General features: G+C 61.0%; 16 protein-coding genes. 9 read left to right on the plus strand and 7 right to left on the minus strand.

Annotated elements, in window-relative coordinates; all coding sequences use genetic code 11:
• Positions 1–5: 5 nt before the first annotated feature.
• Genes OYW20_RS13675 through OYW20_RS13700 form a run of 6 tightly spaced genes read right to left on the minus strand, consistent with a single transcriptional unit; the run spans position 6 to position 7,109 of the window.
• A complete protein-coding gene (locus OYW20_RS13675; RefSeq protein ID WP_268796509.1) occupies positions 6–3,107 on the minus strand; it encodes an error-prone DNA polymerase in 3,102 nt (1,033 codons plus the stop codon).
• Positions 3,104–4,534: a Y-family DNA polymerase gene (locus tag OYW20_RS13680; protein ID WP_268796510.1), complete on the minus strand. Its 1,431-nt coding sequence runs from the start codon at positions 4,532–4,534 to the stop codon at positions 3,104–3,106. The genes OYW20_RS13675 and OYW20_RS13680 overlap by 4 nt, the downstream gene beginning before the upstream one ends.
• Positions 4,535–4,541: 7 nt before the next feature.
• Entirely contained in the window at positions 4,542–5,159 is a 618-nt protein-coding gene (imuA, locus tag OYW20_RS13685) for a translesion DNA synthesis-associated protein ImuA (protein WP_268801130.1), read from the minus strand.
• The gene (lexA, locus tag OYW20_RS13690; protein WP_268796511.1) at positions 5,159–5,776 is read right to left on the minus strand and encodes a transcriptional repressor LexA; all 618 of its coding nucleotides are present in this window, start codon (positions 5,774–5,776) and stop codon (positions 5,159–5,161) included. Before lexA ends, imuA begins: the two co-directional genes overlap by 1 nt.
• Before the next feature lie 58 nt (positions 5,777–5,834).
• Entirely contained in the window at positions 5,835–6,374 is a 540-nt protein-coding gene (locus tag OYW20_RS13695) for a methylated-DNA--[protein]-cysteine S-methyltransferase (RefSeq protein ID WP_268796512.1), read from the minus strand.
• Between the two features lie 54 nt (positions 6,375–6,428).
• Positions 6,429–7,109: a hypothetical protein gene (locus tag OYW20_RS13700; RefSeq protein ID WP_268796513.1), complete on the minus strand. Its 681-nt coding sequence runs from the start codon at positions 7,107–7,109 to the stop codon at positions 6,429–6,431.
• Positions 7,110–7,313: 204 nt separating this feature from the next.
• Here OYW20_RS13700 and OYW20_RS13705 point away from each other — a divergent pair, with 204 nt between their 5' ends.
• From OYW20_RS13705 to OYW20_RS13745, 9 genes are all read left to right on the plus strand, one after another.
• The gene (locus tag OYW20_RS13705) at positions 7,314–7,547 is read left to right on the plus strand and encodes a hypothetical protein (RefSeq protein ID WP_268796514.1); all 234 of its coding nucleotides are present in this window, start codon (positions 7,314–7,316) and stop codon (positions 7,545–7,547) included.
• A 138-nt stretch (positions 7,548–7,685) separates the two neighbouring features.
• The gene (locus OYW20_RS13710; protein WP_268796515.1) at positions 7,686–8,687 is read left to right on the plus strand and encodes an aliphatic sulfonate ABC transporter substrate-binding protein; all 1,002 of its coding nucleotides are present in this window, start codon (positions 7,686–7,688) and stop codon (positions 8,685–8,687) included.
• Positions 8,684–9,523 carry an ABC transporter permease gene (locus tag OYW20_RS13715; RefSeq protein WP_328284781.1) on the plus strand — a complete coding sequence of 280 codons (840 nt, stop codon included), beginning with the start codon at positions 8,684–8,686 and terminating at the stop codon, positions 9,521–9,523. Before OYW20_RS13710 ends, OYW20_RS13715 begins: the two co-directional genes overlap by 4 nt.
• Positions 9,524–9,693: 170 nt before the next feature.
• A complete protein-coding gene (locus OYW20_RS13720; RefSeq protein WP_328284826.1) occupies positions 9,694–10,677 on the plus strand; it encodes a LacI family DNA-binding transcriptional regulator in 984 nt (327 codons plus the stop codon).
• 60 nt (positions 10,678–10,737) lie between these two features.
• A complete protein-coding gene (locus OYW20_RS13725) occupies positions 10,738–11,532 on the plus strand; it encodes a sugar phosphate isomerase/epimerase family protein (RefSeq protein WP_268796517.1) in 795 nt (264 codons plus the stop codon).
• On the plus strand, positions 11,525–12,490 hold the full coding sequence (locus tag OYW20_RS13730; protein ID WP_268796519.1) for a sugar kinase: 966 nt from the start codon (positions 11,525–11,527) through the stop codon (positions 12,488–12,490). The genes OYW20_RS13725 and OYW20_RS13730 overlap by 8 nt, the downstream gene beginning before the upstream one ends.
• A gap of 89 nt (positions 12,491–12,579) precedes the next feature.
• The gene (locus tag OYW20_RS13735) at positions 12,580–13,875 is read left to right on the plus strand and encodes an MFS transporter (RefSeq protein WP_268801131.1); all 1,296 of its coding nucleotides are present in this window, start codon (positions 12,580–12,582) and stop codon (positions 13,873–13,875) included.
• 24 nt (positions 13,876–13,899) lie between these two features.
• Positions 13,900–14,862 carry a 2-hydroxyacid dehydrogenase gene (locus tag OYW20_RS13740; RefSeq protein ID WP_268796520.1) on the plus strand — a complete coding sequence of 321 codons (963 nt, stop codon included), beginning with the start codon at positions 13,900–13,902 and terminating at the stop codon, positions 14,860–14,862.
• Between the two features lie 405 nt (positions 14,863–15,267).
• Positions 15,268–15,531 (plus strand): DUF1652 domain-containing protein, encoded by a 264-nt coding sequence (locus OYW20_RS13745; protein WP_268796522.1) that lies wholly within the window; start codon positions 15,268–15,270, stop codon positions 15,529–15,531.
• Positions 15,532–15,584: 53 nt separating this feature from the next.
• Here OYW20_RS13745 and OYW20_RS13750 read toward each other — a convergent pair whose 3' ends face one another.
• Positions 15,585–17,981 (minus strand): UvrD-helicase domain-containing protein, encoded by a 2,397-nt coding sequence (locus OYW20_RS13750; protein WP_268801132.1) that lies wholly within the window; start codon positions 17,979–17,981, stop codon positions 15,585–15,587.
• Positions 17,982–18,174: the final 193 nt, after the last annotated feature.

The following is an 18,174-nucleotide window of genomic DNA, read 5'->3' on the forward strand; positions in this document are numbered from 1 at the left end:
CTCAATCATTTGAAATCACGACTGCGTACATCCAGCCCTGTCAGCAACGGCGTGAGGTCAAACAAGCGTTGCGCGATGACGTGGCGCACGCCTTTCTGGTATTCGAACTTGCCGAACACCTGCATCAGTTGCGAACCCACCAACACCTTGCGCTGACGCTCGGCGAGCTCGAGCCAGACCACCACGTTGATCATGCCGTGCTCGTCTTCCAGCGTGACGAAGGTGACACCGCTTGCCGTGCCGGGCCTTTGCCGCCCAACCACTAGCCCAGCCACATTGACGGTACAACCGTGCTCCAGGGTCATCAGGTCTTTGGCGCTGCGAAAACGTTTGGCTGACAGCCTGGCGCGCAATAACGCCAGCGGGTGTGGGCCGAGCGTAGTGCCAAGGGTCTGGTAATCGGCAACCAGATCCTGCGCCACGCTGGGCAGTGGCAGCGCCACCTGGGGTTCATCCGCCGTGGATTGATCGGTAAACAACGGACGCTGCGCTTCGACTCCGGCGATCTCCCAACGCGCCCGGTGTCGATGACCGATCAAACCGCGCAGCGCCCCGCAATCCGCCAGGGATTCACGGGCGCGGTTGTCCAGCCCGGCACGCACGCATAAGTCCGTGGCGTCGATGAACACGTTGTTGCCCCGCGCAGTTTCGATGCGCCTGGCGTCCTCTTCGCGAAAACCGCGAATCATCCGCATCCCCATCCTGATCGCCAGGTTCTGGTTGTACTCAGGGCTGTCGACCGGTTCCAGCGAACAATCCCAGTCGCTGTAACGCACATCCACCGGGCGTACTTCGATGCGATGGCGACGCGCATCCTGCAACAACTGATCGGGGCTGTAGAAACCCATGGGCCAGCTGTTGATCAGCGCACAGGTGAAGGCAGCCGGCTCATGGCATTTAAGCCAGCAACTGGCGTAGGTCAGCAGCGCGAAGCTGGCGGCGTGGGATTCAGGAAACCCATAGCTGCCGAAGCCTTTGATCTGTTCGAAAATGCGCGTGATGAAGGCGTCGGTATAGCCCTTCTCGGCCATCCTTTTGCTGAGTCTGATGCGATGCGGCTCCAGTCCGCCATGACGTTTCCAGGCTGCCATTGAGCGGCGCAACTGATCGGCTTCCCCGGCCGTGTAGTCGGCGGCCACAATGGCCAGTTGCATGACCTGCTCCTGAAACAGTGGCACACCCAAAGTACGCTCGAAGACCTCCTTGAGTTCTTCAGAGGGATAGGTCACCTCTTCCTCCCCCGTACGTCGTCGCAGGTACGGATGCACCATCCCGCCCTGAATCGGCCCCGGCCTGACGATGGCCACTTCGATGACCAGGTCGTAAAACGTTTTGGGTTGCAGGCGCGGCAGCATCGACATCTGCGCGCGGGACTCGATCTGGAACACGCCGATGGTGTCGGCGCGGCTGATCATGTCATAGGTCGGTTTGTCTTCTTGCGGAATCCCGGCCAGCGTCCAGCGCTTGTGCCGATGCAGTTCAACCAGATCGAAACTGCGGCGCAAGGCGGTGAGCATGCCCAACGCCAGAATATCCACCTTGAGCAAGCCCACCAGGTCGAGATCGTCCTTGTCCCACTGAATGATCGTGCGGTCGGCCATGGCGGCGTTCTCCACCGGCACCAGCGTGTCCAGCGGGTGCTCGGAAATCACGAAACCGCCAGGGTGCTGCGAAAGGTGACGGGGAAAGCCGATCAACTCGCCGGTCAGCGCCATCACCCGGCGCAGGATCGGGCTGTCCGGCTCGAAGCCGCATTCACGCAGGCGCTCGGCCGGGGGCATCGAATCACTCCAGCGGCTGAAGCAGTCGGCCAGCGCGTTGATCTGGTCAGGCGGCAAGCCCAGCACTTTGGCCACGTCCCTGACCGCGCCTGCGCCATGGTAAGTACTGGCAACCGCCGTGAGCGCCGCCCGGCCCCGGCCATAGCGGCGAAACACGTATTGCAGGACTTCCTCGCGGCGCTCGTGCTCGAAATCCACGTCGATGTCCGGAGGCTCGTTGCGCTCGGTGGAGATAAAGCGCTCGAACAGCAGGTTGCTTTTTTCCGGGTCCAGCTCGGTGATGCCCAAGGCAAAACACACCGACGAGTTGGCCGCCGAGCCGCGCCCCTGGCACAGGATGTCGCGCCCACGGGCGAAGGCGACGATGTCTTGCACGGTCAGGAAGTAACTCTCGTACTTCATCTCGGCAATCACGCTCAGCTCTTTTTCGATGTTCGCGCGTGCCTTGGCAGGCACCCCTTCGGTCCAGCGTTTGCGTGCTCCCTCTTCAGTCAGGTGGCGCAGCCATGAGGTGGCGGTATGCGCTTTTGGCACCAGTTCATGGGGGTATTCGTAGCGCAATTGGCCGAGGTCGAACGTGCAGCGCCGAGCTATAAGCAAAGACTCGGCAAGCAGCGACGCGGGGTAGATATCAGCCAGCACGGACGTGGGGCGCAGGTGTCGCTCGCCATTGGCAAACAGCCGATGCCCGGCCTCGGCCACGGTCGTGTGATGCCGGATGGCGGTCATGGTGTCCTGCAACGCACGGCGGCCGCGTGCGTGCATGTGCACATCGCCGCTGGCCACCGCAGGCATGTCGGCATCACGGGCCAGTGCCAGCAGTTGCGCCAGACGCTTTTCATCATCAGGCCCGCGGTGCAACTGAACGCTCAGCCAGGCCTGCTCCGGAAAAACCTTGCGCAGCCATTGGCCTTGATCATGCAGGATCAGCGGGTCTGATTGCAGATCTGGCACCCATAAGGCCAGCAAGCCTTGCATCGACCGATTGAAATCCTCGCGTAGCAGCCGGTATTCACCCTTCTTCACACGACGACGAGCCTGTGTGATCAGCCCGCACAAGGTTTGATAACCCGCCAGGTTTTCCACCAGCAGCACCACGTGCGGCCCTTGATCGATGCGCATCTCGCTGCCGATGATCAATGGCAGGTCGGCGTCCTTTGAGGCCTGCCATGCGCGAACGATGCCGGCCAGGGTGCACTCGTCAGTGATCGCCAGGGCCTGATAGCCGTGCTGTTTTGCGCGCTCGAACAGCTCTTTTGCGCTGGAGGCCCCGCGCTGAAAGCTGAAATTGGACAGGCAATGCAGCTCGGCGTATTCGCAGCTCATGCAAACCAGCCGTGCAGCAAAAGGCCGCTGTCTTCGCCGACCGCGCGATAGGCCCAGGCGCGCTGACCAGAGCGAGTCTGAATCAGAAAATAATCGCGCCGCACATCCCCGCCGTCCCACCAGCCCGACTCGATTCGCTCGGGCCCGGCCAGCACATGCACACTGGATTCATGCAGCGGCTCAGGTTCACGCAGCAGCCAGCCGGGCCGCAGCACGAAAGACGCAGGGACTTGCGCGTTGGTATCAAGCCCCGGTCGCCAGGTGCATTCAGGACGATGATCGGCGTGGGCGCAGAGCCCATTGACCGCCTCGTCCCCCAGCCGCGCGCGCAGACGTTCACGCAGTTGCTCCCACGGCAGTGATTGCTGGGGCCGCTCATCGAACAGCTCGCGGTGGGTGGGCACGAACGCCGGTAAATCCCGGGCCTGCAAGCGCATCGCCCGCACTGGCGACGGCACCTGAATCTGCTCCAGCCGCCCGCGCGCCAGTTCAAACAACATGTTGGTTTCGCGCTCGGCGCTGAGCAGCCCCACGGGCACCAGCGTGTCCGGCACTGCACCGCCAACACTGGGCACATGCTCCAGATGGATGACAAAGCGCTGCACACCACTGTCGCGCCCGGCCAGAAACGCCGCCAGATCAGAGATCAACCGTTTGAGCGGGAACAGCAACGCCTGGTGGGACTCCACGTCGAAATTCAGCTCCAGGCGCAGATCGAAGAAATCGGGCGGGATGTAGCACTCAAGCGCCACAGGCCTGCGCCCGACCAGGGTGTCCAGGTGCTGCAACACCTGCGCCGGGAAGCGCCGCGCCAGGGTATCTCGCGGCAATGCCAGCACCTGTCGCAGACGGGTCAAGCCCATCCGCGAGAAGGCCATCGACGCATCACGGCTCAGGCCGATACGATTGACCGGCATCTGTTCCAGCACTTGAATGAGGCTGTCGTTGCACGTCACCGACAACCCATCGTGGGCGTTGGCGAGCATCCGCGCCGCGATGGGATTGGGTGCCACCACAATGCGATGGCTGAAGCCCAGCGCTGTCAGCTCCTGGCGCAAACGTGCTTCAAACACAGGCCAAGGCCCGAACAGCCCAAGGCTGGACTCGATCTCCATCAACAACACGCGCGGGTATTTAAGGCTGACCTGTGAACTGAAACGGTACGCCCAGGCCGCGAGCAACCGATGCCAGCGCTCGGTATCTGCGGGTTCGTACTCAGCGGTGGCAAACCCATGGGTCATGGCATGCGCGGCGGTCAGCGACTGGCCGGGGCGCAAACCAAGCTCACGGGCGGCGGCATTGACGGTTTGCAGCACACGGCGCTGAGCCGTGCCGCTGATCAGTGCTAGCGGTTGTTGAGGATCGTCGCGACGACGCATGACGCCATCCAGCGCCAGTTGCGGCAGCAAGACACAGGCCCAGAGCATAAAAACCTCAAGCGCCGGTCGGAAACGGAATGGGCGTCGGTGGCGCCAACCCGCCCCGGCACTTGAGTACCCGCAGTTGGGTCGGACGGACGTCGATGGCGATGCGCAGTGCAGCAGGCGAAGGGTTGGCAGACGACTGCTGGGGGCGGCAGGCAAAGGCCAGGGTTTCGCCGGTTTCGGCGGCCACTTGCAGACGCCGCAGAGCGCGGTCATCGACCTTTTTGGGCCAGCACAATACAGCGCCGCAACTGCCGGAGCGCAGGCATTGCTCCACCGCCCACAAGGCATCGCGCTCGTTGGCATCGATGACTGCCAGTTGCCGCAGGTCGATGCCGGCCCCTTGCCAGGCTGGCGGATACGGCACAAAGGGCGGCGCAATCAGCACGATGCGTTCACCCTTCTCTGCCAGCCGCGCCAGGGTCGGCCACAACAGACGCAACTCGCCGCTGCCATTGGCCGGAATCAGGATTTCGCTCAGTGCTGCGGGCGGCCAGCCACCCATGGGCAACGCAGCATCCAGCAATGCATGGCCGGTGGGTTGCGCGGCAATCGGCTGGACCGCAGGCCGGCCTTTCCAGACCCGGCGCTCGTCCAGCAGCGCATCGAGACTGACCACAGCGCCCATCATTCTCGGCGCACCAGGCCGCAGAACACGCCTTCGATGGCGAAGTCCTGATCGGGATGCACAATGATCGGCTGATAAGCAGGGTTGCGCGGCAGCAGCCGGAATTCGTTGTCGCCGGTTTGCAGGCGCTTGATCGTCACTTCGCCGTCCAGACGTGCCACCACGATCTGCCCGTCATGGGCCTCCAGACTTTGCTGCACGCCCACCAGATCGCCGTCGAGAATGCCGTCTTCGATCATCGAGTCGCCTTTGACCCGCAGCAAATAGTCCGGCACCCGGGAGAAGGTCGCGCGATCAAGCAACAACGTGTCGTGGGTGTCGATATCAGGACCGATGGGCAACCCCGCCGCCACTCGCCCCAGCACCGGTAGCTCAAGCAGTTCAGGCCTGGGGCTGCTGTCGACCAGTCGAATCCCTCGGGCCTGATTGGCCGTGACCTCAATCAAACCGGCTTCGGTCAGGGCCACGATGTGTTTGCGCGCCACGCTGCGAGAGGCAAAACCGAACGCTTCAGAAATTTCGGCAAGGCTCGGCGGCTGCCCGTTCTGCGCGATGCGCTCACGGATAAACGCGAGGATTTGGGTACGGCGGGGAGATAAGGTCGTCATGGAGTACATTTGTACTCCTCTCGGTCATTTCCGGCAACGACCTCCCGTCAGGACATCCGCGTCGCCCTTAAAACAACGAGGGCTGCATGGGTTGCCTGTTGTCCCCGCGCTGCTTTAATCGGCTCAGGTCACAGCCTTCCAGCCTCAACAACAGCGCTTTGGCCGCAAGCCCTCCGGCGAAGCCCGTCAGCTCACCCGACATGCCGATCACCCGGTGGCAAGGCGCAATGATGGACAAGGGATTTTTGCCATTGGCAGCGCCCACTGCTCTGACCGCAGCCGGGGTGCCAATCTGTTGGGCTATCTGGCTGTAGGTGCGGGTTTCGCCAAAAGGGATCGTCAACAACGCCTGCCAGACCGCTTTCTGAAAGTCAGTGCCGGTAAAATCGAGATCCAGCTGAAATTCGCGCCGCGTACCTACGAAATACTCGCCCAGTTGAAGCGCGGCCTGGCAGAGGATGTGGCTGTTGGGGTCTTCGTTCAGGGCACCGAGTCGAACACGGTTCGGCGAATCGTTTTCCCACAGCACCGCCGCGAGGCACGAGCCTCTGGCCACCAGTTTCAACTGGCCAACGGGCGAATCCATGAAGCGGTAGGTGCAAAGCATGTGGCGATCCTGAGCAATGAGCCGAGCTGGGCAGATTGGCTCGGGGCTATTTGATCAGGTCGGGCAAGCCACCGCGCCGTCATTCAGGTTCTGCTTGTAGTTCTCGTATTGCAATGACGCTTTGCCGTTGACCCATTTGAGGGTCAGCACCAGCACCGAGTCAAAGTCATCACCGACCCAGTCGTCGAGCAATTTGAGCTTTTGACCGGAGGCCTCCTCGGCAACCTTGTTGATCAGCTCAGGCAAATAACCGTGGGACCAGGCCGTGTAAATCGTGGCGTCGTGGTACTTGTCACGCATGAACTCATCCGCCAGATCGCTGGTGTCGTTGGCAGCGAAGTCGATGTTCACCGGCAGACCAAGCTTGATGGCGCTGGGGCCCACGGTCATCAACGGGCGCAGGTAGCTGTAGGAATGGTCGCCCTCGCCTTCTTCTACATGACGGCTCGGATTGGCCGCGAAGATGAAATTGGCGTTGCCGAATTCTTTGGGCAACAGGGTCGAGAGATCAATGGCGCGGTTCAGACCCTGGCAATTCAATTGACCAAGGCCCATTTCAGGTTTTTCCGCGTGGCGCAGGAACACCAGGGTTTGCGTGCCGTTTTTAGCCTCTGCATGGACGCCTCGGCCAACCGAGAAGAACACCACTGCCGAACACAGCAACAGCACCGGCAGCAGGAAATAGGCGATACGCCGAGACGGGGGCGATGAGAATAAGGACTTGAAGAAGGTCATGATGGCCTTGGTTCTATAGATACGTGATGGGTTTTCACCCTGTGCGACGTCCTTGTTGGCTGCGTTTCGATCCCGGCTGAAGTTTGGCAGGGCTTTGTTGCTGAATTAAGAATGCAGTTATGAGACCAAAACCCATGAAAGGTTGCACGTAACCGTTTGATTGAACAACTTATTCGCCCAATGGTCACTCAAGTGCCCGTTTTTATGCCGCGGGATCATACCCCGGATCACGTGCGCAGGCTGCACACAACCGCGCTGACCACCACCGCCAGGCCAGCGATGGAATACAGCCACGACGCCGAAGCCACCGGCAGCAGCACGCCACGCCTGCGAGCCATGACAAATGTGTTGCGGCATCACTGGCCGGTGTTTGTGCAGCAACAGCGCATCAACAGATTGTCGCTGGCGCCACTCTTTCAGCAGCTGCTTGCCCGCTAAGACGACCATAAGGCACGAGCAGCATGATGTGGCACAGAGCCTGCAATATTCCATTTAGATAGCGACTAGGTACCACGACTGAGTATTTCGAAATAAACAGCCCGTGCGCCTCTCTCGAACACTGAATGGAAAATAACCATGACTCACCTTCCCGGCTTCAACCTGCTGCCCCTGCCTTTAACCTCACTGGTTGCGACGTTCGTGTTGGCGGTCGGCCTGCAGTCAGCGGTCAATGCCGCTGAAGCGCCGCCTGCTGAAGTCCATCTCGATTACGCCTACTACTCGCCCGTCAGCCTGGTGCTCAAGCACTTCGGCTGGCTCGAAAAAGCCTTGCCTGAGTCGAAAGTAACGTGGGTGTTCAGTCAGGGCAGCAACCGCTCGCTTGAATACCTGAACAGCGGCGGCGTGGACTTCGCCTCCTCCGCCAGCCTGTCGGCCGTGCTGGCACGCGCCAATGGCAGCCCGATCAAATCGGTGTACGTCTACAGCCGCGCCGAATGGACTGCATTGGTGGTGCGCAAGGACTCCACGCTCAAGACCGTTGCCGACCTCAAAGGCAAGAAGATCGCAGCGACCAAGGGCACTGACCCGTACCTCTTCACCCTGCGCGCCTTGCAGCAGGCGCACTTGACCAAGGACGACGTCGAACTGCTGCACCTGCAACACCCGGACGGCCGCATTGCACTGGAAAACGGCGACGTCGATGCCTGGGCGGGCCTTGACCCGCAAATGGCCGCCAGCGAAATCCAGGCCGGTTCGCGCTTGCTGTATCGCAACAAGGATTTCAACAGCGACGGCGTGATCAGCGTGACCGAGTCCTATGCCAAAGAGCATCCAGACGCCGTTAAAACCGTATTGAGCGCGTACGAAAAAGCCCGTGAGTGGTCGCTGAAAAACCCTGAAGAACTGGCGAAACTGCTTGCCACTGAATCGGGCCTGCCGCTGGACGTCGCCAAACGGCAACTGACCCGCACCGACATCAGCAACCCGCAACTGACCGAAAAAGACGTGACCGCGTCCAAAGCCGCCGCGCCGATTCTGGTGTCTGAGGCGCTGGTCCGCAAAGGCGTCAACGTCGATCAGGTGATTGAACAACTGATTGATCCCAGCTTCTCGAAAGCGGTGATCGTCACGCCATGAAAACGTCAAACACACACTGGCGCACGCGCCTCAAAGGGCTCGCTGTGCCGGTGGCGATCATCGTCCTGTTGGAAATCGTCGTACGCATCGGCTGGGTGCCGTCCTACCAGATGCCCGCGCCGAGCGAGATCGCCGTGACGCTGATCGACCTGGCCAACGGCGCACTGTGGAAACACATCGGCGCCAGCCTGGTGCGGGTGCTCAGCGGTTTCGCCATCGGCGCCAGCCTGGCCCTGCTGTTCGCGGCATGGGTGGGGCTGAGCCGTGAAGCCGAGGCCTATCTGGAGCCGACGTTCGCCGGACTACGCTCGATTCCGAGCCTGGCGTGGGTGCCGCTGTTGTTGCTGTGGCTGGGCATCGGCGAGACCTCCAAAGTGGTGTTGATCGCCATCGGCGCGTTTTCCCCGGTGTACCTGAACGGCGTCTCAGCCATTCGCGGGATTGATCGCAAGCTGGTGGAGGTGGGTCGGGTGTTTGGCTTCAGCCAGCGGCAAATGACGCTGCATGTCTTCCTGCCAGCCGCAATGCCGGGGTTGTTCACCGGGTTGCGCAGCGGGTTGAGTCTGTCGTGGATGTTTCTGGTGGCCGCCGAGTTGATCGCCGCCACCAAAGGGCTGGGTTATCTGCTCAGCGACGGGCGGGAGACGTCACGCCCGGACATCGTACTGGCCGCGATCATTGTCCTGGCGGTGTTGGGCAAGTTGAGCGATGGCGTGCTGGCCGCACTGGAAAAACGCTTTCTTTCCTGGCGTGATGCCTTCAAGGGCAGCAGCAAAAGCCTTACGCGCCAAACGACCCACTCCAGCAAACTGCACGAAACTGAACGCCCTGCCTGACTCACCTTTCATCTGAAGCCGTGTTGACGAATACCTTTGCATGGTGTTTCCTGAAACCGGTTTCAGAGCTGCCTGTTCCGCAGCGGTTTCTGAAAAAATTGCCTGCTGATAAATCCAATAAGGGTCAGGCCGTGAACGGTATTCCTGTTACGACGCGTACGCGCGTCACCATGAACGATGTGGCCGAACTGGCGGGCGTGTCCAAAGCCAGCGTCTCGCGTTTCATCGGCGAAGACCGGCAATTGCTGTCGGAAGCTATAGCCCGGCGCATCGAAACAGCCATTCAGACCCTCGGTTACCGCCCCAATCAAATGGCCCGCGGTCTCAAGCGCGGCCGTACCCGTCTGATCGGCATGCTGGTTGCCGACATCCGCAACCCCTACTCCGTCGCCGTGATGCATGGCGTCGAAACCGCCTGCCGCCGGCACGGTTACAGCCTCGTGGTGTGCAATACCGATCGCGATGACGAGCAGGAACGCATGCATCTGGCGGCGCTTCGGTCCTACAACATCGAAGGCCTGATCGTGAACACCCTCGGCCACCACCTCGACGAACTGCGCGAATTGCATACCGAGCTGCCGATGGTGCTCGTGGACCGCAAGGTCGATGCGCTGAGTAGCGATCTGGTCGGGCTGGACAACCTGGCCGCCGTGCGCCTGGCTCTGGATCACCTGGAAGACTGCGGCTACCGCGACATCCTGATGGTCACCGAACCTCAGGATGGCACCAGCTCACGCATTGAGCGCGTGGAAGCCTTCAACACACTCACCCGACAACGTCCGGCGTTACGCGGCCAGGTGTTGGAAACCACAGTGGCGTTCGGCACCCACCTGCAACATTTCATGAGCGCACCCGGCCCGGGCCCCAAGGCGTTGTTTACCGCCAACGGCATCGCCACGCTGACCTGCACCCGCCAGTTGCACGCGCTTGGCTGCCACTTGTTCGACGACATCGGCCTGATCGCGCTGGACGAACTGGAGTGGTACCCCTTGGTGGGCAGCGGCATCACCTCACTCGCGCAACCCACTCACGACATCGGCGTGACCGCGTTCGAGTGCCTGCTCGCGCGCCTGCGTGGTGACCAGGATGCGGCGCGGTCCTACGACTTTCCGGCGCAGTTGATCGTCCGTGGCTCTACGCGACGACGAGCCTGATCACTGCATTCAAGCTGCTTTACCGCTCAAAAATGAAACCGGTTTCAGAGGACAACAAAAATGCACAAATACCCCGTTTCCATCAGCCTTTCCAGCTTCGGCGCTGACCTTGTGCGCCAGCGTGGTCAGGCCAGCTTCATCCCGCTGCTGGTCGAGGCTGGCGTCAAGCGCATCGAGTTGCGAGAGGAGCTGTTCACCCACGAAGACTTCCCGGCGCTGGCCGTCGCGATCAAGACCCAGGGTCTTGAATGCCTGTACTCGGCGCCGCTGGAGCTTTGGCTGGAGGGCCAGGCGCAGCCCAATCCCGCGCTGGAGCCTACGCTGCAACGCGCCGAGCAATGCGGCGCTGGCTGGCTGAAGGTGTCGCTGGGGCATTTTTCTGAAATCAGTGAAGTCGCGGCGCTGGCTGAGCGGCTGGCGCCTTACGCCATTCAGTTGCTGGTCGAGAACGACCAGACGGAACACGGCGGTTGCATTGCGCCCTTCAGCCAGTTTTTTGCCCGGGTCCAAGCGCTGCAAATGCCCATTGGGATGACCTTCGACATCGGCAACTGGCAGTGGCAAGCGCAATCGGCCGACGATGCAGCCCGCGCGTTGGGGCGCTATGTCGAGTATCTGCATTGCAAGGCAATCACGCGCAACGCCAGCGGCAAATTGATCGCCATCCCGCCCTCACCGGCCGATGTGCAGCACTGGAATGAACTGATCAAACACATGCCGACCGGCCTGCCGCGTGCAGTCGAATACCCGTTGCAGGGCGAAGACCTGTCCCAGGTCACCCGCGATCAAGTGAATATTCTCGCCACCCTTGGCCAGCCTCAACCGGCACCGCAGGAGGCGTTGAGCCATGTCTGATCTGGATATCCTTTCGTTCGGCGAAACCATGACCATGCTGGTGGCCGAGCAAACCGGCGACCTGGCGCAAGTGCGGCATTTTGAAAAACGCATCGCCGGCGCGGACAGCAATGTCGCCATTGGCCTGTCACGGCTGGGTTTCAACGTGGGGTGGCTGAGCCGGGTCGGTAACGATTCCATGGGCCGCTTCGTGATCGACAGCTTGCAGGCCGAAGGCGTCGATTGCCGACACGTCAGCGTCGATGCAGGTCATCCGACCGGCTTTCAGTTCAAGTCGCTGGAACTGCAAGGTGCCGACCCCACCGTCGAGTACTTTCGTCGCGGCTCGGCAGCCAGCCATTTGTCCCTGACCGACCTCAAACCCGACCTGCTCAAGGCCCGGCATCTGCACGCCACCGGCATTCCCGCCGCGCTGTCCGACAGTTGCCGCGAGCTGTCGCGTGGGCTGATGACGCAAATGCGTGAAGCCGGGCGCAGCGTGTCGTTCGACCCCAACCTTCGCCCTTCGCTGTGGCCGAATCAGGCCACCATGATTCGCGAAATCAACCATCTGGCCAGCCTGGCGGACTGGGTCATGCCTGGCCTGGCGGAAGGCGAGCTGCTGACCGGTTTCGATACTCCTGCCGACATCGCCGCGTTCTACCTGGATCAAGGCGCCGAAGCGGTGGTCATCAAGCTGGGCGCCAAGGGCGCTTATTACCGCACCCAACTCAACCAGGCCTTTGTGCCCGGTGTAGTGGTGCCCAGCGTGATCGATACCGTCGGAGCGGGCGATGGCTTCGCCGTCGGCGTGATCAGTGCGCTGCTGGAAAACCTGGGGTTCGATCAAGCCACCGCACGCGGCAACTGGATCGGCAGCCAGGCCGTACAAAGCCGTGGCGACATGGAGGGCTTGCCCACCCGTGCGCAGCTGCAAGCCGCGCAGCCGATTGATTCGTCGCACAACGCAACTGCCTGACCCTCAAACCGTGAACCGATAACCCAATCACCTGCTGCGAAAAAAACAACAAGCTCAGGGAGCTCGATATGGAAAAGCTACTCAACACCATGAAAACCGGAGGCCTGAAACGCCGCTGGCTGCTGATCATGCCGATTGTGTTCATCACCTACAGCCTGGCGTATCTGGACCGTGCCAACTATGGCTTTGCTGCGGCATCGGGCATGGCCGAAGACCTCAACATCACCCCTGGCATGTCGTCGCTGCTGGGCGCGCTGTTCTTCCTCGGTTACTTCTTTTTCCAGGTGCCGGGCGCGATCTACGCGCAGAAAAAGAGCGTTAAGAAGCTGATCTTCGTCAGCCTGATTCTGTGGGGCGGCCTGGCAACCCTGACCGGCATCGTCTCCAACGCCTACATGCTGATCGGCATCCGGTTCATGCTGGGCGTGGTCGAAGCGGCGGTGATGCCCGCCATGCTGGTGTACCTCTGCTACTGGTTCACCAAAGCCGAACGCTCACGCGCCAACACCGTGCTGATCCTCGGCAATCCGGTCACGATGCTCTGGATGTCAGTGGTGTCGGGCTATCTGGTGGCGCATTTCAGCTGGCGCTGGATGTTCATCGTCGAAGGCTTGCCGGCGGTGATCTGGGCCTTTATCTGGTGGCGTCTGGTGGACGAACGTCCGGCCCAGGCCAAGTGGTTGAGCGACGCTGAAAAGGCAGAACTGCAACGCCGTCTCGACGCCGAGCAAGTCGGCATCAAGCCAGTGAAGAACTACGCCGAAGCCTTCCGCTCGCCCAAAGTGCTGTTGCTGGCCGCGCAGTATTTTTGCTGGAGCATCGGCGTGTACGGCTTTGTGCTGTGGCTGCCGACGATTCTGAAAAAAGGCATGCAGATGAACATGGTCGAGGCCGGCTGGCTCTCCGCGCTGCCGTATCTGGCAGCGGTGATCGGCATGGTTATCGTGTCCTGGGCTTCGGACAAACTGCAAAAGCGCAAATTGTTCGTCTGGCCGCCGTTGCTGCTGGCGGCCGTTGCGTTCTACGGCTCCTACGCGCTGGGCACTGAACACTTCTGGTGGTCGTACTCGTTGCTGGTCCTGGCGGGCGCCTGCATGTATGCGCCCTATGGACCGTTCTTCGCCATCGTCCCGGAAATTCTGCCGTCAAACGTCGCGGGCGGCGCCATGGCGCTGATCAACAGCCTGGGCGCGCTGGGCTCGTTTGCCGGTTCGTATCTGGTGGGCTACCTGAACGGCGTCACCGGGACATTGAGCGCCTCGTATCTGTTCATGAGCGGCGCGTTGCTGGTGTCGGTGGTACTGACCCTGATGCTCAAGCCCGATCCAAAGGCCGGCGCGGCGCAGGACGAATCCACTGCCCCGCGCACGCCTGCGCATTCCTGATCGTTGAAGCGGAAACCCGACACCATGAAAAAGCACGTCGTTTTGTACAAGACACTTTCCGCGCCGCTGATGGCGCGTTTGAAGGCGCATGCCGAGGTCACGCTGATCGAAGATGTAAAAGGTACGGGGCTGGCGCAGTTCAAGGCCGCCCTGCCCCAGGCCCATGGTTTGCTGGGCGCGAGCCTTAAGCTCGACGCCACGTTGCTCGACCTGGCACCGAAGCTGGAGGCGATTGCGAGCGTGTCGGTCGGTGTCGACAACTACGACATCGATTACCTGCATCGGCGCGGCATCGTGCTGACCAATACGCCGGACGTGCTGACCCAGACCACCGCCGACACCGGTTTCGCCCTGATCATGGCCACCGCACGGCGGGTGGTTGAGCTGGCGAATCTGGTGCGTAACGGCCAGTGGACGCAAAATCTCGGGGCTGCACATTTCGGCACCGACGTGCACGGCAAAACGCTGGGCATCATCGGCATGGGACGCATCGGTGAAGCCTTGGCGCAGCGCGGTCACTTTGGCTTCGGCATGCCGATCATTTACCACAGCCACTCGGCGAAACCCGCCGTGGAGTCGCGCTTCGGTGCCGGTTACCGCAGCCTGGAGGCGCTGTTGCAGGAAGCGGATTTCGTCTGTCTGACCTTGCCGCTGACAGCGCAAACCGAAGGCTTGATCGGCGCCAGGGAGTTCGCCTTGATGCGCCGGGAAAGCATCTTCATCAACATTGCACGGGGCAAAGTGGTCGATGAGCAGGCGTTGATCGAGGCGCTGCAAAAAGGCCAGATCCGTGCGGCGGGCCTGGACGTATTCGAACGCGAACCCATCGCCCCCGACTCCCCGCTGCTCAAGATGGACAACGTCGTTGCCACGCCGCACATGGGCTCGGCCACCCACGAAACCCGTGAAGCCATGGCCCGCTGCGCCGTCGATAACCTCATCAGCGCGCTGGCGGGAGAAACGCCGACGAATCGGGTGGAAGGATAAGGCGCGTACCGATAAGGCTCTGACCGGCGCCGCCAGCGCTTTGTAGGCGCTTCGTTCGCGATTGGGTGAATCAGGCCCGACGCTGCGCGAATGAATTCGCGCCTACAGGACGGAACCGCGCGCACCTCCTGGAGCCAACTGGTTGGCGAGGCGGCGTTCTGCCGGAAACGCGCCCTCCGTCTCAAAATGCCTATTTGTAAGAAATTTTTCCAATGACTGTCAGAAGTCGGTGCTACTTTTACTGTCAGTAAAGTCGGTGTGCCGATGTGTCGATTAACGTTGCTTCCATAAAGCATGGCCGCGCATACAGCGCAGGTTGTGCGAAGCGTCTCGGTGAGCGGTGACTGACCTGGTTTTCCTGCCCTGCGGAGCTGTGTGTTTGCTCGTTAGAACGAGGTAGGCCCCATGAATAAAGTCACCTTCCCCAACGCCTGCCAGCTGATGCGCTGGCATTTCCACCCGGTAGGATTCGAAGCCCACATGGACGCCGCAAGCAGCATGGTCGCTCGGCTGTTTGACCGTGCCAGCGGAGAAACCCTGATCGCCATTGCCGGGATTCCCTGCTCGACCGTGATGAATGCCATGGACGTGGAGCGGATCATCGAGGCCATCGAGCTGGAACTGGAAACCTTCGCAGCGCCAAAGACGTTCTACCTCAACCGCGCCTGATCCTGATCAACACCCGGCACGCGCATGAATTCGCGCCTGCGGGGCGTCAATGGCTACTCCTGCACCGCCATCGCTGCGCGCTGGTCTTCGAAAAAAGCTTTATCCCCGGCGATCCGCGATGACGCGCTCGGGACATTGCTGTCCTGCTTGCCGCTGGCGTCGATGTACCAATAGCAATGACGCACCGCACGGGTAATCGCGACGTAGGCCAGGCGCAGCACCTCGTCCTTCTGAGCATTGTCGAATGCGTCCAGATCCCCCTCCTTGCCCAATCCCGCCATCAGGTAAACCTGATTCTTGTACGGCGATTGCGTCAGGTGCTGGCAATCGCCCAGCAAAAACACGGCATCGGCCTGCAAACCCTTGGAGCTGTGATAAGTCAGTTGCTTGAAACGCCGGGATTGCGCAGGTAAGCCGTAATCGGCGTTCACCAGCGCCTGCAGCGCTTCGGGTAGTCGAGCCTTGTCGCTACCCTTGCGGTACAGCAGCAACACCGAATCGCCATCGTTGTAGTGCTCGATCAGCCGCGCGACCAATTGATCATCGTCACGGTCCAGCACCGTCACCGGCAGCAACTCCTGCTCCGCACCGCTGGCCTTGGCCTTCTTGCCGCTGATGGCCGGGGCCGCACGCACGATGTGTTCGGCGGCATCGATGATGTGTTGGTGACTGCGGAAGTTCTCGCTGAGCATCACCTTGGTCGTCGACGGCGAGGAGAACTCCTTGGTGAACTCCATGAAGTATTTGGGCGAACTGCCCCGCCAGCCATAAATGGACTGCCAGTCATCCCCCACGCAGAGCAGCGATGAACGCTGCGCGCCTCGGCCGATGTGCATCGAAAGACCACGGCTGCGGATTTCCCGCAGGCTGGCACGAATCCACGAAACGATTTGCGGCGAGACGTCCTGAAATTCGTCGATCATCAAATGGGCGAGCGGGCGCAGACCTTCGTTGCTGACCAGCTTGAGATTTTCAGGTGACTGCTCGCCGAACAGCGAAAACATCCGGTTGTAGGTCATCACCGGTGGCGACTGGTCCAGCAGGTGATCTTCAAACGCTTTCCAGAACAGGCTCAGCGCTTCAAAGAAGAAGCGATCCGGGTCATCTTCCGAAAAACTCATCTGCGAAACCGCAAGCGGCACGTCCAGACCAAGGTTTTCAATGAAGCTCGCTGCAGCAACAAAACAGTCGAGCAAAGGGGCCGCGCCCATTTCGCCCTTGACCTTGTACTCAAACCCTGGCCCCGCAACAGCAGCACCCGGGAGTGACTGCAAAAAACTCTTTGAAGATTGATAGTTTTCTATCCATATCAAAGGCTTGCGGCAGAAAGCTTGAAACAGGGTGCGTTTGATGACCCACTCCGCCCAGACGGGAAGCTTGGCATCCGGACGGCGCAAATGCTGGTCCTCGCTGGGGTCAAAGCCCAAGACGATCCAGGCGTCCAGTTCAGCGGAGTAACCGTGGACATGAAAGGAAAGCCCACTGATTTCAATCACTTGGCGCATGGGCTCAACGCCCTTTATCGGCCAGGCGCCCGCCCTGATCCACAGGTCCTCGACCACGTCGCACAGCTCTTCATCCCGTTTCGAGGACAGCCCCATGACGGTGATGCGTTTTTGCACGTCGGGGTGATCGCGATCCAGTTCCTTGAGTTGCAGCGCGTGCCTGTAAAGCGGTGCCATGACCTCGCGAAAGCGCGGATTGGCGGCATAAAGGTCGCGGTAACACAGGTTCATCTGTTGGCGCTGGGCGTCGTTGATGCGCAGGTCGAACGGGTTGCTGTCGGCGCCATCCTCCAGCAGATTGCCGGACTGATTGCTGAGGTTTTCGAACGCTTGCAACTGCTCGAACCCCGGCAGGCTGCGCACCAGCGGCAGGATGCGTGAATGGAACGTCCTCACCACATCGCGGGCCTCGCGCAGGCTCAGGCTGTGACCCCACAGTGCCATGACGTCGATCAGCTTGTTGATGAAGTCCTTGCGCGACTCGCGGGTGAAGGTCACCACCGTCATCGAACTCAGCTCGAAACCCAGGTAGTGGTGCAGCAACAGTACCCGCAGCACCAGCGAGGTCGACTTACCCGCCCCGGCACCGGCGATGACGTAGGTCGAGGGTGTATCGCTGAAGATCATCTTCCATTGCGCGGCGGTGGGTTGCGCGTGGGCCGGCAGGTGCTGCGCGACATCGGCCTTGATGCGCTTCTTGAGCTCGTTGGTGAGCGGCAGGCGCCAGTCATCGAACAGGTTATCGTCTGTCCTGGGGCCACGATGCTCTTGCGGTCGGATGTCGCGGATCACCAGTACCTGACGCCCCTCTTCAACCCCGTCCAGATGCCCTTCGGCATATCCTTCGTTCATGCCTTCCATGTGGCCGTTGAGGTAGCCGTCGGCATGGCCTTGGTGCCAGGAAGGCACGTGCTGGGCCTGCAATCGGGTCAGGTGACGGCCCATGAAACGCGCCAGCAGGCGTTTTAAAAACGGCAGGCGCTCGGGGATGGAGAGTTCGGGGGGCAGCTCGTGGACGGGCTCGGCAGAAGGACGGTGCGGCACGCAGGCTCCAGATATCGGCGGGTGAACATGACAGGCACGTATGGTCCCCTCATTCGCATTCAAGCTCCAGCGAAATGCTTGTTGCTCATGGGTT

Origin of the sequence: Pseudomonas sp. BSw22131 (assembly GCF_026810445.1) — a bacterium.
Lineage (GTDB): Bacteria > Pseudomonadota > Gammaproteobacteria > Pseudomonadales > Pseudomonadaceae > Aquipseudomonas > Aquipseudomonas huanghezhanensis.

Bases quoted from the DNA above. Each gene is read 5' to 3' on its own strand.
- OYW20_RS13710 (WP_268796515.1), top strand. From the start codon at position 7,686: ATGACTCACCTTCCCGGCTTCAACCTGCTGCCCCTGCCTTTAACCTCA.
- OYW20_RS13695 (WP_268796512.1), bottom strand. From the start codon at position 6,374: ATGCTTTGCACCTACCGCTTCATGGATTCGCCCGTTGGCCAGTTGAAA.
- lexA (WP_268796511.1), bottom strand. From the start codon at position 5,776: ATGTACTCCATGACGACCTTATCTCCCCGCCGTACCCAAATCCTCGCG.
- OYW20_RS13700 (WP_268796513.1), bottom strand. From the start codon at position 7,109: ATGACCTTCTTCAAGTCCTTATTCTCATCGCCCCCGTCTCGGCGTATC.
- OYW20_RS13745 (WP_268796522.1), top strand. From the start codon at position 15,268: ATGAATAAAGTCACCTTCCCCAACGCCTGCCAGCTGATGCGCTGGCAT.
- OYW20_RS13730 (WP_268796519.1), top strand. From the start codon at position 11,525: ATGTCTGATCTGGATATCCTTTCGTTCGGCGAAACCATGACCATGCTG.
- OYW20_RS13675 (WP_268796509.1), bottom strand. From the start codon at position 3,107: ATGAGCTGCGAATACGCCGAGCTGCATTGCCTGTCCAATTTCAGCTTT.
- OYW20_RS13705 (WP_268796514.1), top strand. From the start codon at position 7,314: ATGCCGCGGGATCATACCCCGGATCACGTGCGCAGGCTGCACACAACC.
- imuA (WP_268801130.1), bottom strand. From the start codon at position 5,159: ATGGGCGCTGTGGTCAGTCTCGATGCGCTGCTGGACGAGCGCCGGGTC.
- OYW20_RS13680 (WP_268796510.1), bottom strand. From the start codon at position 4,534: ATGCTCTGGGCCTGTGTCTTGCTGCCGCAACTGGCGCTGGATGGCGTC.
- OYW20_RS13740 (WP_268796520.1), top strand. From the start codon at position 13,900: ATGAAAAAGCACGTCGTTTTGTACAAGACACTTTCCGCGCCGCTGATG.
- OYW20_RS13735 (WP_268801131.1), top strand. From the start codon at position 12,580: ATGAAAACCGGAGGCCTGAAACGCCGCTGGCTGCTGATCATGCCGATT.
- OYW20_RS13750 (WP_268801132.1), bottom strand. From the start codon at position 17,981: ATGGGCCGTCACCTGACCCGATTGCAGGCCCAGCACGTGCCTTCCTGG.
- OYW20_RS13725 (WP_268796517.1), top strand. From the start codon at position 10,738: ATGCACAAATACCCCGTTTCCATCAGCCTTTCCAGCTTCGGCGCTGAC.
- OYW20_RS13715 (WP_328284781.1), top strand. From the start codon at position 8,684: ATGAAAACGTCAAACACACACTGGCGCACGCGCCTCAAAGGGCTCGCT.
- OYW20_RS13720 (WP_328284826.1), top strand. From the start codon at position 9,694: ATGAACGATGTGGCCGAACTGGCGGGCGTGTCCAAAGCCAGCGTCTCG.